We start from the raw sequence: 16312 nt of genomic DNA on the forward strand, positions 1-16312 counted from the left end.
CATGAATTTAAAGCATGCTCCAAATAATTCGTGAACCGTGCGTTTCGGCGCAGCATAGTCGATGTGCCACTACTGCCCGCCCACACTTTCTAATCCGACATAAAGGACGGCTTTCCGGATATTCTCGACGTGGCCGACTATGTTGGCGGTAAGAATGACAGCGATCTGCCAGCGCGCAAAGTAAAATTCAGCTTTTTCCCGCGGTTTATGCGAAATGCATCGAATCGGCTCGATTGATTTTTCGAATTCGCAACAGTCGACAAATGGTCACCGTCCTGTGATGTTGCCGCCGGAGCAATTCAGGGCACCGTCTGCGACCGGCCGCTCAAGTTGACAAGCAGCCAACGACTGTAGCGCCGGATGTCTCCCGGAACTCAATCGCCGTCTTAGCCGCTGCAGTGGCCCAGATGACGGGCTGTAGATCGCGAGTACTCATTCCCAGCACCTGGCATGCGAGGCTACGACGGCGCGAACGGCGGCAAAGCGCCTCTCAACTGCCTAACAGCTCGTGTCGCTCCAACGTCCGCAAAGGCCGAACTGCGATCCACGAGAAATCGAAGTGGGTGAGCGGATGGCCCCGTTAGCTGCCGTGGATGTCTGCCGCCGTCCGGCCGCAACGATTCCGCCCTCTGCCCACGGAAGCAGTTCGAATATGTTCTTGATCTTGTGGGCGATCTCAGTATTGTTTCGCCCATCGATTGAGCCTACGGAGGCGCGATTGAGCGCTTCAAACTGCAACCGCCCGACGTTCCTGGTGCAACTTACCCGGCAGGCACGGGTAAACGCTATTCGCACATTCGGTTAAATTATTCCTACATTAGCTCAGCAGTACAATCACAACCAGTTGAGAGGTGTTTATGGCTACGGGAAAGAAAGACGCCAAGCTCGCTAGCAAGCAGCTTTCGAACAAGAAGAGCACACCCAACCAGAAGTCGGTCGCGGGTTCGGATTTGAGCCAGGCAAGGAAGCAACCGGCACCCCCGCCCAAGAAGAAGTAGCGGCAACCAACGCTTTGCCCACTTACACCCGTCTGCATGACGGGTTTTTAATACCACCCCGCAACTCCAATGATGGACATTGAAATGGCCACTGCCCCCCGTGCCTCGTATGCCGACGAGGGTCCGCTTGCGACGGGCACCCAAAATTAGAACGAGGACGACAGGGATCCGCATGAGTCGCAATCGTGCCGCCGTGCGCGTGCTGATCACAGCTCGATGCGGCAGTCTCGTTGCACTGCTGGCGCTCGCAGGCATCGCCCATGCCTACCAGCCATCGTCGCCTGACGAGTCCCAACTACAGGAGCACGGCCACTACGTGAACCACGAAGGGCATATCGTGCATTCGCCTGCGCACTCCCGAAACGGCGCCGTGCCGGTCGGTGCCACGGCAAGATGTGGCGACGGGACATACAGTTTCAGCCAGCACCACTCGGGCACGTGTTCGCGTCATCACGGTGTCGCCGAGTGGGAATAACGAAAAGCCGGGAGCGGACAATGAAACGTGGACTGACGGGTGTCGTCGCGATGCTAACGCTTGGTGCATGCGCCACGGTTCACGAAAGTTTTGCCCCAAATCGGCGACCTGCCTACACGCTGAACTGCAGCGGCTTCGTCGGCGGCTGGGACAAGTGCTTCGAGGCAGCTGGGGAGATCTGCAAGACGGCTGGTTTCGACGTGATCGACCGAAGCGACGAAGACGCGGATGCGGTGGGCGCGAGCCGAAGTGGCCTATTCGGCACGAAGACGAACGAGCGATCGATGGTCATCGCCTGCAAAAAGCCAGCGGCCTGATCCTCGGCGAAGGAATGGCGTTCTGGCTGGCAATGCTCCGCCCTCGCGCGAACTCTCAGGAAGTCCGGCAAGTGCTACCCCTCCAGCACACGATTCGAATGCGCGATTGCCGCGGCGCCGGTCAGATCTATCGCATGTCCGTCGCGAACCTGGTCAACTGACAGGTTAATTGATCGCGCCGATGCGGACGTTGCAGTACCTGACGCGTGTCCGGTGGTCGACCAGTGATGCTTGAAAATGGAGCGCCTAGCATTCGAGCGCGATGCTTCGATTTGCTTGGCGAATTTAAGCGTTCGCTGATTACCTCACCCTTTAGCTTACCAAATACCTTCATAAATGCCTTAACCGAGATCGCTTGATCGAATCCGCGGACCGCTGGCAGCAACCGCCCGCAATAGACATTCAGGTTTGGCGATAGCTGTCGTTAACCAGCGGCAGGCGCAATCGAACCGAGCCATTTTCCCTTCTGCACACCGAGCATCATTTCGTCCGATTGAGCGAATCACGTAGAAAGCCGGGCGAAAGCCATCGTTAGAGTTCGCCATCAGAAGTTTTTCATTCGGGCCGAACGACGACCCGTTGGGATGGGCACGACATTCATCGCGTCGACCCTTTTGCGTGAACCGATGGTTCGATCGTGCAACGTCGGCCGTCATCAAATATGCGTTTCCGTTCGGTATAAATCGTCCGCCGGTTTTGTCCTGTCGATCGCTGACGCGGATTCCGCAGCCACGTCCGGCAACATTTCTTCGGCCAGCCGCTCCGATCCTCGTCGTGGACGTGAAACGACTCAATAAGACCAGACAAGTAATAACTACCGCATGCAACCGCAGAACCGCTACACAATCCAAGCCGTCACTTCCTCCGACCACGCTGCCCCGTCTTCGCCCTCCCCCGCAATGGCGAAACTCTCGCGCGGACAACGCGCCATGTGGTTTCTGTGGTGCCTGAATCCGAATGGTGCGGAGTACAGCCTGCCCATGGCGTGGTCCATTCACGCTGCGCTCAACGTGGAGGCATTTCGCGGTGCATTGCAGGATCTGGTTGAGCGGCATCCGGTCTTGCGTACGACGTACGCGGCACCCGAAGGCGAACCTGTCCAGTTGATCCATGCGCCCGGTCAACCGGATTTCCAGCACGACGATGCGTCGCAATGGGACGCTGCCGCCTTGCATGCGCGCCTGACCCAAGAGGCTGACACAGGATTCGACCTGAAAAACGGCCCGGTTTTCCGCGCACGCCTTTTTTCACGCGCTGCCGACACGCACGTGCTGTTTCTGAACTGCCACCACATTGCCGCCGACACGTGGTCGCTCATCGTGATGATGGAAGAACTGGGGCTGCTGTACCGGGCGCGCGTTGACGGAAAGACGGCGGAATTGCCGTCCACCGGGCTGTCTTACGTCGACTACGTCGAGTGGCAGCAAAACCTGCTCGCGTCCCCCGCGGGTGAATCGCATGCCGCCTACTGGAAAAAGCAGCTGAGCCAGCTTCCCGTGCTCGACCTGCCCACCGACCGGCCGCGTCCGCGCGTTCAGACTCACGTTGGCGCGGGTCATTCATTCGAGCTGGGTAAAACGCTCACGCAGCAGATCCGCGCCCTCGCGCGCGCGCAGGACGTCACGTTTTACACGGTGCTGCTCGCCACCTTTTACGTGCTGCTCTACCGCTATACGGGGCAAGACGATATCGTGGTCGGCTCGCCGCGCTTCGGGCGGCCGCCGCAAGGCTACGCGCGCACGGTCGGCTACTTCGCGAGCCCCTGCGCGCTGCGCGCGCGTGTGGACGGCGAAAACACGTTCAATGCGTTTCTGCAGCACGTGCGGGAGGTGCTGGTCGGCGCGAAGGAACACCAAGACTATCCGTTCCCGTTGCTCGTGGAGCAACTGGGCGTGGTGCGCGATGCGAGCCGCAGCCCCATTTTTCAGGTGTCCTTTACGTACCAGAAAGCCCATCTCGACCATATGCGCGGAGTGGCGGCTGCACGAATGGGGTTGGGTGGCTCGGAACTCGATCTGGCCGGCCTGCCGCTCGCGTCTTATCCGCTCGAGCAGCATGGCGTCAAGTTCGATCTCGACTTCGTGGTCGAAGAGGTGGACGGCTGCCTGCGCGCGGTGTGCTGGTACAACACGGCCCTATGGGACGCGCCGAGCATTCGCTATCTGGTCGATCAATTCCAGACGTTGATCGCGAGCGCCGTCGAAGCGCCGCACACGGAGCTTAGGCATTTGTCGATGCTGAGCGCGCGCGAGCGCGCCGCTTACGCCGTCTGGAATGCAACCGAAAGCCGTTTCCCGCAGACGCCCGCGCACCGGCTCGTCGAAGACTGGGCGCAACGCCGGCCGCAGGCCGCGGCGCTGCTTCACGAAACGCAGACGGTGTCGTATGCCGAACTCAACGCACGCGCCAATCAGCTTGCACATCATCTGCGCCGCGGCGGCTTGAAACCGGGCGAGCTGGTCGGCGTAAGCATGGAGCGCGGCCCCGCGCTGGTGGTCGCGATTCTCGCGGTGCTGAAGGCAGGCGGCGCGTATTTGCCGCTGGACCCGAGCTACCCGCAGGAGCGTCTTGCCTACATGCAGGACGATTCGGGGCTGAGCTTGCTGCTCACGGGCCAGGGCGCCGGCGCGGAGGTGTCGTCCGCAAAGGTACGGCGCGTGTGCGTCGATACGCAAGCCGCTGCCATTGCCGGCGAATCCGTGCACAACCTCGAGATCGCCTCGAAGCCGAACGATCTCGCGTACGTCATCTACACCTCCGGTTCCACCGGACGCCCGAAGGGTGTGATGCTGGAGCACTACGGCCTGTCCAACATGGTCCATACCATGGCCGCGTTGTTCGAAATCGGCCCAGACAGCCGCCTCCTGCAGTTCGCGTCGGCGAGTTTCGACTCGTCGGTCGCGGAAATTTTCAGCACCTTGTGCGCCGGCGCCGCGCTGTGCCTCGCGTCGAAAGCGGACATGATGCCGGGCTCGGCGCTGATTGACACCATCGCGCGCCACGCCGTGACGGTGATCACGCTGCCGCCTTCCGTTCTTGCTTTGCTGCAGCCCGAAGATGTGCCGACACTGCGCACTGTTGCCGCTGCCGGCGAGGCATGCAGCCTCGACATCGTCAAGCGCTGGGCGCCTGGACGCCGCTTTCTCAACGCGTATGGGCCGACCGAAGCGACGGTGTGCGCGACCATTGCGCCCCTGCAGCCGGACGCCGAACGCGTGTCGCTCGGGCGGCCGATCGCGAACACGCGCGTGTACGTGCTCGACGCGCAATTGCAGCAGGTGCCGGTGGGAATTGCGGGCGAGATCCATATTACTGGCTCCGGTCTTGCACGCGGTTACCTGAACCGCCCCGACCTCACGGCCGAGCGATTCATCGCCAATCCGTTCGGAGGCCCGCACGCGCGCATGTATAAAACGGGCGACCTCGCCCGCTTTCTGCCCGACGGGAGCCTCGAATACCTCGGGCGCCTCGACCATCAGGTGAAGATTCGCGGCTTTCGCATCGAGCTGGGCGAAGTGGAGTCGGTGATCGCCGGATGCGCCGGCGTGCGCGAAGCGCTGGTGATCGCGCGGGCGACGAACGGCGGCGCGCCATCGCTGCTGGCTTACGCCATTGCTCACGAAGCGGGCGCCATCACCGCTGCTGACATTCGCGCCCATGCGCAAGGCAAGCTGCCCGACTTCATGCTGCCCTCGGCGATCATGCTGCTCGACGCATGGCCGCTCACCCCAAACGGCAAAATCGATCGCGCGGCATTGCCCGACGCCGAGCGCGTGACCCCGCACAGCGTGCTCGCCCCGCGCGACGCGCTCGAGCAGCAGATTGCCGACGTGTGGAAAGCGGTGTTGAAGCTGGACGCCGTGGGGATTGACGACAATTTCTTCGAAGTCGGCGGTCATTCGCTCGATCTCGTTCGCGTGGAGATCGAACTCGAACAGACACTCAGGCAACACGTGCCGACGATGGACCTGTTCCGCTTTCCGAACATCCGGTCGCTGGCAGATCACCTGCGCGGCGCGTCCGGACCGGCAGCCGTTGCCGCGCCGTCCAACCCTGCGCAATACATCGCGCGAAAAGCGGCGCGCGTGCCGCATGGCGTCGATCATGCAGACACCGACATCGCCATCATCGGCATGGCGGGTCGCTTCCCCGGTGCGCAGAGCGTTGCGGAGTTGTGGCGCAATCTCGTGGCCGGTGTCGAATCGGTCAGGCCACTGAGCGATAGCGAGCTGCTCGCGGCCGGCGTCGATCCCGCCCTGCTTGCCGACCCTCGCTACGTGAAGCGCAAGGGCGTGCTGGACGACGTGGATCGATTCGACGCCGCGTTTTTCGGCTACCCGCCGCGCGAAGCGCTCTTGATGGACCCGCAGCAGCGCCTCTTCCTCGAAACGGGCTGGCAGGCACTGGAACACGCGGGCTATGCGAACGCGGGCTACACCGGCAGGATCGGCGTGGTCGGCGGCACGGGCCGCTCGGGGTATCTGCTCCATTATCTCGACGCGCATCCGGAAAGCGCTGCCGAACTGTTCCAGACCACCATCCTCAACGAGAAGGACTTTCTCTCCACGCGGCTCGCGTACAAGCTCAATTTGCGCGGCCCGGCGCTGACCGTGCAAACGGCGTGCTCGACCTCGCTCGTCGCCGTTCATGTGGCCTGCCAGCAATTGCTGCTCGGCGAATGCGATATCGCGCTGGCAGGCGGCGTGTCGCTCGAAATGCCGCACGGCACCGGTTACCTGCATCAGGAAGGGCACATTCTTTCGGCCGATGGGCGCTGCCGTCCGTTCGACAGCCGCGCGCAAGGCACGGTGCGCGGCAGCGGCGGCGCGATCGTCGTGCTCAAGCGTTTGTCCGCCGCGCTCGCAGACGGCGACCATGTGTGGGCGGTCATCAAGGGCTCCGCGATCAACAACGACGGCAACGCGAAGGTGGGCTTCACCGCCCCGGCCACCGACGGCCAGGCCGACGTGATCGAGCATGCGCTCGCGCGTGCGGACGTCGATCCGGCAAGCATCGGCTTCGTCGAGGCACATGGCACCGCAACGCCGCTGGGCGACCCGATCGAAGTTCATGCGCTCACGCGCGCGTGGCGCCGCCATACGGATGCGCGGCAGTTCTGCGCGCTCGGCTCGGTGAAGTCGAATGTCGGCCACCTCGACGCAGCGGCGGGCGTCACCGGCCTCATCAAGGCTGCGCTATCCGTGCATCACGGCAAGATTCCGGCGACGCTGCATTTCGAGTCGGCCAATCCGAAGCTCGAACTCGAAAAGAGCCCGTTCTGGGTGAACAACACGCTGACCGACTGGCCGCGCACCGCCACGCCGCGGCGCGCCGCCGTGAGTTCGTTCGGCATTGGCGGCACGAATGCGCACGTGATTCTGCAGGAAGCGCCGTCGCAGGCCGCGCGCGAGCGCGAAGGCGATGCGGCGTTTCACGTGCTGGCGTTGTCGGCGAAATCGGAGCGTGCGCTGCAGGCGATGACCGACAACCTGGCCAGCCACCTGCGGGACGATCCTGCCGCCGATCTGGGCGATATCGCCTACACGCTTCAACTGGGACGCACGCACTTCCCGCACCGGCGCGTCGTCGTGTGCGACAGTGCGTCCGCCGCGCTCGAAGCGCTCACTGCACTGCCCGCAACGCGCAGCGGCACGGGCGTGACCGCGCCGTCCGCGCGCGTCACCTACCTGTTCCCCGGACAAGGTCTGCAGCAGGTCAACATGGGCCGCGATCTCTACGCGTCCGAAGTCGTGTTCCGCGATTGTGTCGACCACTGTGCGCAGTTGCTTCAGCCGCTCATGGACCTCGACATCCGCACGGTCCTGTATCCGCCAGTCGATGTACCCGGCGCAACCGATGCCGCACGCGAGCGGCTCATGCAGACGTCCATCACGCAGCCCGCGCTCTTCGTGGTCGAATATGCGCTCGTGCGACAACTGGAACATTGGGGCGTGCGCCCGCACGCGATGATGGGGCACAGCCTCGGCGAATACGTGGCCGCGTGCGTGGCCGGCGTCATGTCGTTGGCCGGTGCGCTGAAGCTCGTCGTCCTGCGCGGCCAGCTAATCCAGGCCTTGCCCGCCGGTTCGATGCTCGCAGTCGAAGCGTCGGCGCAGGAACTGGCGCCCTACGTCGCGAACGGCGTGGATCTCGCTGTGGTCAACGCGGCGCGCTCTAGCGTGCTCGCGGGTCCGGCCGAACAGATCGACGCCGTGCAGGTGCGCCTCGACGACGCCGGCTTGCGCTGCAAGCGCGTGGCAACGTCGCACGCGTTTCATTCCGCGCTGCTCGATCCGGCGCTCGAGTCATTCATGGCGCTCGTCAGCCAGGTCGAGTTGCGTGCTCCGCAGATTCCGTACATCACCAACGTGACCGGAACGTGGGTCACGAACGAGCAGGCCACCGATCCTGCACATTGGGTGCGCCATATGCGCCAGACGGTGCGGTTCGCCGAGGGGCTCGACACGTTGCTTCAGTCACCGGACGGGCTCTTTGTCGAAGTGGGCCCGGGGCACGCGTTCACCTCGATCGTCCGGCGGCATGCGGACAGTGCGAATGCGCGAGTCGCAACGGCCACGCTCTCCGGCGCGCCGGGATGGTCCGATTGCGGCGCGCTGGCGCTGAGCGTGGGGCGCTTGTGGGTGGCTGGCGTCGCGCCGTGCTGGGATAAGCTGCACGAAGGCGCCAAGCGGCGGCGTGCCGCGTTGCCGGGCTATCCGTTCGAGCGTCAACGTTTCTGGCCGCAGGCACGAAGCACGAGCCCGGCGCGTGCTGTGGCTTTGCAGCCTCGCCAATCCGCGACCGAACCGGACGCAGCCGCATCCCACGATGCGTCGACCGCGGCTTCTTCGCACGACACCGTGGAGTCGCAGCTGACCCGCATCTTCGCGGAGGTGCTCGGCATGCCGTCGGTTGCCGTGACCGACAACTTCTTCGAACTCGGCGGCACCTCGCTTTCGGCGCTAAGCGTCATTCTGCAGATTGAGCAGTTGATCGGCCATCAACTGCCGGCGGCGGCGTTGCTCGAAAGCCCCACGGTGCAAGCGCTCGCCGCTTCGTTGCAAACGATGCGCGACCCGCGCCGCCAGCAACTGGTAGGCATGCGCACCACGGGCGCGTTGCCGCCACTCATCTGCATTCACCCGTATGGCGGCCATACGACCAACTACGTCGAACTCACGCGCAGCCTGGGCGGCGACCAGCCCGTGTACGGCATCCAGGCGGGCGGCCTGCTAGGCGAATCGACCCCGCTGCGCAGCATCGAAGCGATGGCTTCGGATTACATCGACCTGATGAAATCGGTGCAGCCCGAGGGCCCATACCGGCTGATCGGGCATTCGATGGGCGGATGCATTGCGTACGAGATGGCGCAGCAGCTTGAGCGACGCGGCGAAAGCGTGGCGCTGCTGGCCCTGCTGGACTCGCGCGCGCAAAACACCAGCGTGCAACCGCTGTACCGCAACGGTACCTACGGCAAGATGGCGGCCCGGCAATGGCTCAGCGACGACGCCGTGATGCTCGGTATTCTCATGCCGAAGCTGTCATTCGATTGGGAGAACTTGCGCGATGTGCCCGCTGACGTGCACTGGCGCCATGTGCTCGAAGCCGCAACGCAACAAGGCTTGCTGCCGGCCGGCACAGGCGAGCGGCAGATCAGGCAGGTGCTGTCGGTGATCGCCGCGAATGACGAAGCGCTTCGCACGTATCGTCCGGCGCCCTTTAGCGGACGCGTGCTGCTGTGCTGTGGCGAGGAAGGTTTCGCGCGGCAGTTCGGCGAACCCGACCTCGGCTGGGGCGCGCTCGCCGAAGCGCTGGACGTCGTGCACGTGCCGGGCGATCACCACAGCATCATGAGTCGCGAAAGCGCGCAGATCATCGCGCGTCATCTGCAAAGGCACGAGCAGGAGTGCCTCGCCTGATGCCCCAGCCCACCTCGCTCGAGCCCGAAACATTGCAAGGACGGTCTGTGTCCCCATCGAAAAAAGTGCGCTTTAGCCGCGATGAAATGAAGGTCGTCGTGGTGGTCACGGCGTTGCTCCTCATTGGTCTGCTCGGCACGGACATTCATCTTTCGTCGCTGCCGGAAATCATGAACGTCATGCACGCCTCGCAGCAATATGTGCAGGCGTCGATCTCCGTCTTTCTCTTCGGGACGGGCGTGGGAGCGCTCGTGTATGGACCGATGAGCGACAAGCATGGCCGCAAGCCCGTCATTCTGATCGGCCTCGCGGTTGCGATCATGGGTAATCTCTGGACCGTGTTCGCTGCGAAGATCACGGGCTTTTTGCTCGCGCGCTTCGTTCAGGGGCTGGGCAGCGGCGTGTGCCTCGCCCTGTCGCGCATCGTGCTGGCCGATATCGTGCAAGGCGATCGTTACGCGATTGCCAGTTCGTACATCACCTTGTTCACGGGGCTTTCGTTCGTGCTCGGCCCGCTGGTGGGCAGCTTCGTGCAAACGTGGTTCGGGTGGCGCGCCAACTTTGTCGTCATGGCGTTGCTGCTCTGCGCGATGTTCGCGGTTTATCTGCGCTGCCGTGAAACGAACGCGCACAAGAATCGCTCGATCACGGCACGCGATGTCTTCGCGGCCTACCGCGTGGTGTTGTCGGATGCGACGTTCGTTTCGTCGACCATTGTGGCCGGTGTCGGCATGACCTGCTTTGTCATGTACACGAGCTCGAGCCCATTCGTGCTGCAGCAGCAGTTCAGCTATTCCGCCACGCAGTACGGATGGGTCAGCGCGCTGGTCGGTAGCGGCCTGGTCGTCAGCCGTTTGCTGTTGCCCAGGTTGATCGGCCGATTCGGGATGCTCCCGACAATGATCGCCGGGCTTTTCATCGCCATCTTCTGCGGCGTTGCGTTGCTGACGCTTTCGACGCTGGGTGGCTTGTCCGCGCGCGGCTTTCTGCTGAGCGTCGCGGGCGTGTCGTTCAGCTACTCGTTTATCGTGCTTTGCGCGTCGGCCATTTGCATGAGCCGCTTTACGGCCCATCGCGGCGGCGCAGGCGCCATTTATTGCTGCTCGCAGATGGGACTGGCGTTCGGTGTGAATAGCCTCGTGTCGTCCGTGTCGAGCGACGTGATTACGCTGCTGGGCGTGAGCTATATCGCGCTTCCCATGTTGGGTCTGCTGCTTTGCGCCAGGCAATCAGCAGCGATAGGCTACCAGGAAAAGCGCGCAGGTTACGACGACCGGCAACCGGGCGCTCCTGCTACAGATTAGGAGGGAACACGCCACCTTACAAGATCTCAGCTCTACGTAGGCTACAGAGCCGAACGACTGCTTTACGCTGAATAACCAGTCAGGGCGCAAAGCGGCTCGCGGACTGATGCCGCTTTGCGTCGTCGAGCCCTCACACGCTTAACTGGCGTTTGAGTGGTTGTACGTCAGCTTCCCAGCCAACTCCGACTGTTGGCCCCGTCCGACATTCGAGCAATTGCTTGCGCTTTTCTTCGGCGATTGCGATGAAGTCGGACAGTTCACGCTCCATGGCCGAATCTCTGGCGCCCGGCTTCCACGTCGCGGCTCCGTGCCGCCGGCGCGTGGTACGAGCCAACGCTAACGTTCCTCTCGCAGCTTTTGCACATTCGATTTCAACCTGACCGCAAAAGTCGAGCGGCTCACCGAATTCGCGGAATGCCTCGACATACTCCCGAGCGGCGTGCGCCGTTGCCGGGTACTCGCGCAACTCCGAGACGAGTCCACGGCTCAGAACGTCCCATCGCAACTTGTCCGGATAGGCAAAGGCGGGAACGGACACGCCCTTGCTGGGCTCACGGATCGCGGGACCGACTGGCTCCGACGCCGCCCAGGCTGCCTTATGCATCACCGTACGACAGGTCCGAGCGTAGCTTTCCAGCGCTAACGCCAGCTCCAAAGAAGTGTCACGTCGGTGGCGCCTGCGTTCTCGGCCATCTCGCGCCGCGATCCAAACTAGCGTTACGACACTGCCGACCATCGCCGACGTTAGCGCCAAAGTAATAGGAGTATTCCAGCCAAGTCGCGGGAAAAAAAGCCATTCCTGCAGCATACGAAGCGCCTCGGAAAAAGAGGTGCACAGAGTATAAGCAATCGCAAGCCAGCGTATTCAGGAGAGAAATTGTGCTGTGCATTTTCGCCACAAGCGCTCCGATCGTGCGCCGCCAATCTTGACAGATCGGCGCAATAGCCTCACTACCTTTTGACACTACCGGGACTACAAATCCCGACTCGCCATAGCGATCAACATAGATTTGCCTTGGGCGAGCGCGACGCGGATATTGCTGATTCTGAGTGGTTAACGAGGCAGGCTTGGTTCCATGCAGAACTGGGCGGCTTCCGGATCCAGTGAAGAAGACCAAGGACACCGTGCTGCTATTAGTTGTCGGGACAGCGGAAGACTATGCTCAGTCGCTATTCGATCTCTTGCGAAAAGGTCGACGGTATTGTCCGATCAGTACTAGTAGAAGCGCGTCACCGATTGTTGCCGAAACCACTTCGTGAGCGAGTCGAAACCCGCTTGCTGCGATGCTACCTGTGCGTGATATTCGCTAACTATTGTTCCTATTTCGCCGGCGGTTTCGGGGGGCGGGATTGGCACTGCGAACACACTTCAGATTCTGTGTCACACGCCCTCGGAACAACGATCAGCGTGAAGGCGACTTCCTCGGCGAGACATAATCAATGGAGCGAAGTTTGCTGTCTCGTGCGACACAACTGACCGCGGGCTCATCGTGCAGAGCTGGATATCTTCCGTTTTCCGGCTCATTAGCCTCACCTACAAATCTTCCGACGAAGGACACCAAATAAAACACGATTCTCCAGCCATTCACAGATCACGGATATTCATCGATCGCAAAGTAAAGATGCCGTCAAATTCTCAGGACCCGGACCAGTCGGCCAAAATCTGGTATGTGAACGCCATTGAAATCGATACGACAAACCTGTCTGTTAAATTCCCGTCACGTTTGGCTCGTGCTGCCCAGAGCCTAATGTGGTCCACCGGGTCCGGTTCCCCCCGAACTAGATCGAACCCGGATTCGCACCGCCAGGCTGGAAATGCCTGGCGGTTTTTTTCGCTCACCAATCGTTCTGACGGCGTTGCTTCAATGCCGAGATGTAGCTCTCTTTGCGCCGAAACTCGACACCGCGTGCTCGGTCCGAAGAACTTTCCGCTTGAACGTTTGATGGACGGTAACCAGCTAGCCGAGACCAATCGAGGATCGACGTTTGTACGTCGGTAGCAGAGGGAATCTCTTGCCGTTTATCGTGTATTTGAGAACTCACTCGTGCCCCCGCTTCTCAGGCCGACGAAAACGCCAATCCGGCGGCTTACCTTCACGCTTAACCGAACAAACCTCTTCCAATATGGTCACGTAGACCAAACTCGCCAAAACATTCCACTTTGCGGCAATCACCCCGACTTACCTTGCAGCACGTGGTAGGTTAGAAGCCTGTCAATCTGCAAGTGAGCGGCCAGTTGGTTGCTTTTCAGCGGCTCCTTGCCACCGTACAGGCGCTGCGACACAGATCCGTGAATCTGCCAGAACAGATCCGCGATCCCCCGGTATGAAGCTCTGAAAATATCTGATGACTCCAGCAAACTCCTTCTCGACGACGAACACCAAAAGCACAATCCTCATCACAGGCGGCGCCGGCTACATCGGCTCACACACCTGCGTGACGCTACTGGAGGCAGGCATCGACGTTGTCGTCGTAGATAATCTCGTCAATAGCCACCTGGCATCGCTCGCGCGCGTCCAGAAGATCACAGGAAAACAACTCACCTTCTACGAAGAAGATGTGCGCGACGCACGGGCGCTTACGCGCATCTTCGAGACACATAAAATCACTGGCGTGATCCACTTTGCGGCACTCAAAGCCGTCGGCGAATCTGCGGCCAAACCGATCGAATACTATCGCAACAACCTGGAATGTCTGCTCACGGTCCTGGACGTGATGCGCAGATACGGCTGCAAGCAGTTTGTGTTCAGTTCTTCGGCGACGGTGTATGGCGCGCCGGAGCGCTCGCCCATCGACGAAACCTACCTGCTCACCGCAACCAACCCATACGGACAATCAAAGCTCATCGCCGAGCAGATCCTGCGTGACGTCGCGATCTCAGATCCGTCATGGCGTATCGCGGTGTTGCGCTATTTCAATCCGGTGGGCGCGCACGAGAGCGGCCTGATTGGCGAAGACCCCGCCGGTATCCCGAACAACCTTATGCCGTTTGTCGCGCAGGTGGCTGTCGGCAAGCTGCCAAAACTGCGCGTGTTCGGCGGCGACTATCCGACGCCAGACGGTACAGGCGTGCGGGACTACATTCACGTTGTGGATCTGGCAAACGGACATCTAAAAGCGCTCGATGCGCTGGCTGCGCGTGACCAGGGTTTCATCGTGAACCTGGGCACCGGACGCGGCTACACCGTCCTCGAAGTCGTGAAGGCCTTCGAGCAGGCGTGCGAACGTACTGTGCCATATGAAATCGTAGACCGCCGTCCCGGCGACATCGCCGAATGTTATGCCAATCCCGCGAGGGCACAATCACTCATCGGTTGGAAGGCAGAATACGGCATCGAGCGCATGTGCATCGATCACTGGCGCTGGCAGGAAAAAAATCCGTACGGGTATGTATAGCATTTCAATGCATGCGTTCACTGTTGCGTCACTGGCACCACACGAATCAATCGGCTTGCGAAAGGCAATGCCGGCGAGAGTTGCATGTGTGCTCCGTGCGCCGCCCTCTCTCGCCTTCGCGCCGACCTCCCCTATGCCAGGTACGCGAAACTGACCGGGAAACTCGCCCCACATGGACGACCCCGCGCTAGCGCGTTGCCCCGCCCCGCCCCGGCGCCGGCGCCGGCGCCGGGGCCGGGGCCGGGGCCGCGAACCGTGATACCACTCGTGATGATCAAGGTTGCGCATCAGTTCGTCGCGTCGCCGTTGGCGGCGCCGGCGGGCTGCAACCCTGAATGTAGCGATGAACAGCACAACCGTGCCAACAAGCAAACTGGCCAGAATTGGGCGCACGTTAAGATCCTCCCGCTTGCTCAGTCAGTGTCCTATTCTGTCATCCGGACGTTCAATAAATACTCGCGATCTCCTTCAATCGAACCGCACGGAATCCACTTTAACAGGCGCCGTCGAATCCACTTACGCACTTGGTCAACCGCCGGTATTAGAGACCAGAACCGCGAAGTTGCAGTCGCGTTCCAACTAACAGCTCACGAACAAAACACCGAAATGTTCGCTCGACTTTGAGGCACACCAATCTTCACAGCAATACGTTGATGGTATCGATCAGCCAGCCCGTCGGCAACGTGACCGAGATCCGGGCGAAATGTCGCAATCGATCAACAGCCAGATCAGTCATTTATAAAACAGCAAAATTCTAACACTATCACGCTAGATGAATAACGATCAACATGATTCACTTGTCGATAGCATCCGTAATCTGGAGAAAGAAGTCCATCAGCTGTTAGATCAGAATGCGGCGCTTGAGCTTAGACTCCACATACACATACTCGCACTTTACGACATCGTGCAGATAGTTACCAACCGCACAAATCGGAGCGCCTCTGCCAAAACGTTTCGGCGCTCCACGGAGGCGATATTCGCGTCCTCAAAGGGTAGCGATTCGTCCGGGGCGTACTGGATAGCCGCCCAGTCCGAGATGGAAGCACTTGTGTCTGAATTCGATCAGATCAACTGCACAGAAGCACTCGACGAAGATGAAAATCTATCTTCAAAGCATGGCACACACTCGATCGACGAAGAATCCCGTGGAATTCTGCTGTGTACAATAATTGCAGCCTTCAAATGCCTCTTCGCGCAACATCCAGAGCCTGGAGAGCTCAACGACTTTTGGACCGCACATATTGCTGCATTGGAAACGGTTGTTAGACACGCACCCAATCTGTCTGCATCTTCGATCAAATGGGCAAAAAACCTCCTGAACGAACACTCCGTCATCGATAAACCGACGCTGCTACACTGAGTATTTCTACCGCTCGATACTGATAGCATGATCGAGACGCACCTCAATTGCAGAGCAATCCCGTCAATGCTACCGGTTCGGATCGCCAAATTGGCGTCTCCGGATATTGACCTCCATGAATTGCGTTAACGTTCAAGTCCAGTCGGAGCGCTCACCTCATCCCGAGCTATCGTGAATACCATCGCTTTGCCAGGAAGCGCGCGCGATTCTTCGCCTCCGTGATCCAGGCCGGATCCCCGTCTCTCCCCGACCATGTCGCTCCTGCCTTTGGATAAAGGGACTTCGCTGGTGGCTTACCTTTCGACATCCTGCTCGTGGACACACTATGAGATCCAAAGATGTCGCGCCAGGAATGCCCACATTCATTGACCTTTGCGCCGATGTCCGCGAGAACGACTTGAGATTCAGCGCGCCACGCTTCCGCTGGCTGCTCCCTTCAAGCACAGCCAATTGAGCCTTCGAACAGTCGAAAGTTACCACCCTGCCCGTTGCCACAAGAACCTCTCGCGTATCCGCGCCAGATGTGAGCCCCCTACTCACGTC

The 16312-nt window shown here is 60.8% G+C and carries 8 protein-coding genes and 1 pseudogene; 7 read left to right on the forward strand and 2 right to left on the reverse strand.

Annotated features, from left to right (window positions below):
• Nucleotides 1–857 precede the first annotated feature (857 nt).
• The 5 genes from AB4Y43_RS14290 to AB4Y43_RS14310 all read left to right on the forward strand — a co-directional run bounded on the left by AB4Y43_RS14290 (nt 858) and on the right by AB4Y43_RS14310 (nt 11013).
• Nucleotides 858–998, forward strand: a complete 141-nt coding sequence (locus tag AB4Y43_RS14290; RefSeq protein ID WP_368728057.1) for a hypothetical protein — start codon at nt 858–860, stop codon at nt 996–998.
• 172 nt (nt 999–1170) lie between these two features.
• Nucleotides 1171–1473 (forward strand): DUF3761 domain-containing protein, encoded by a 303-nt coding sequence (locus AB4Y43_RS14295; RefSeq protein ID WP_368618946.1) that lies wholly within the window; start codon nt 1171–1173, stop codon nt 1471–1473.
• Nucleotides 1474–1493: 20 nt separating this feature from the next.
• The gene (locus tag AB4Y43_RS14300) at nt 1494–1790 is read left to right on the forward strand and encodes a hypothetical protein (RefSeq protein ID WP_368728058.1); all 297 of its coding nucleotides are present in this window, start codon (nt 1494–1496) and stop codon (nt 1788–1790) included.
• Between the two features lie 899 nt (nt 1791–2689).
• Nucleotides 2690–9709 (forward strand): amino acid adenylation domain-containing protein, encoded by a 7020-nt coding sequence (locus tag AB4Y43_RS14305; protein ID WP_368728059.1) that lies wholly within the window; start codon nt 2690–2692, stop codon nt 9707–9709.
• A gap of 47 nt (nt 9710–9756) precedes the next feature.
• Entirely contained in the window at nt 9757–11013 is a 1257-nt protein-coding gene (locus AB4Y43_RS14310) for an MFS transporter (RefSeq protein ID WP_368618949.1), read from the forward strand.
• A gap of 130 nt (nt 11014–11143) precedes the next feature.
• On the opposite strand, the gene AB4Y43_RS14315 is transcribed toward AB4Y43_RS14310, so the two are convergent.
• The gene (locus AB4Y43_RS14315; RefSeq protein WP_368728060.1) at nt 11144–11821 is read right to left on the reverse strand and encodes a hypothetical protein; all 678 of its coding nucleotides are present in this window, start codon (nt 11819–11821) and stop codon (nt 11144–11146) included.
• Between the two features lie 1538 nt (nt 11822–13359).
• Between AB4Y43_RS14315 and galE the strand changes: the two genes are divergently transcribed.
• Both galE and AB4Y43_RS14325 read left to right on the forward strand, forming a co-directional pair.
• A complete protein-coding gene (gene galE, locus AB4Y43_RS14320; protein WP_368728061.1) occupies nt 13360–14409 on the forward strand; it encodes a UDP-glucose 4-epimerase GalE in 1050 nt (349 codons plus the stop codon).
• Nucleotides 14410–15181: 772 nt separating this feature from the next.
• Nucleotides 15182–15769 (forward strand): hypothetical protein, encoded by a 588-nt coding sequence (locus tag AB4Y43_RS14325; protein ID WP_368728062.1) that lies wholly within the window; start codon nt 15182–15184, stop codon nt 15767–15769.
• Between the two features lie 166 nt (nt 15770–15935).
• Here AB4Y43_RS14325 and AB4Y43_RS14330 read toward each other — a convergent pair.
• Nucleotides 15936–16190, reverse strand: a pseudogene (locus tag AB4Y43_RS14330) (H-NS family nucleoid-associated regulatory protein); the annotation flags it as partial.
• Nucleotides 16191–16312: the final 122 nt, after the last annotated feature.

Origin of the sequence: Paraburkholderia sp. BR10872, assembly GCF_040965835.1 — a bacterium.
GTDB lineage: Bacteria > Pseudomonadota > Gammaproteobacteria > Burkholderiales > Burkholderiaceae > Paraburkholderia > Paraburkholderia nodosa_A.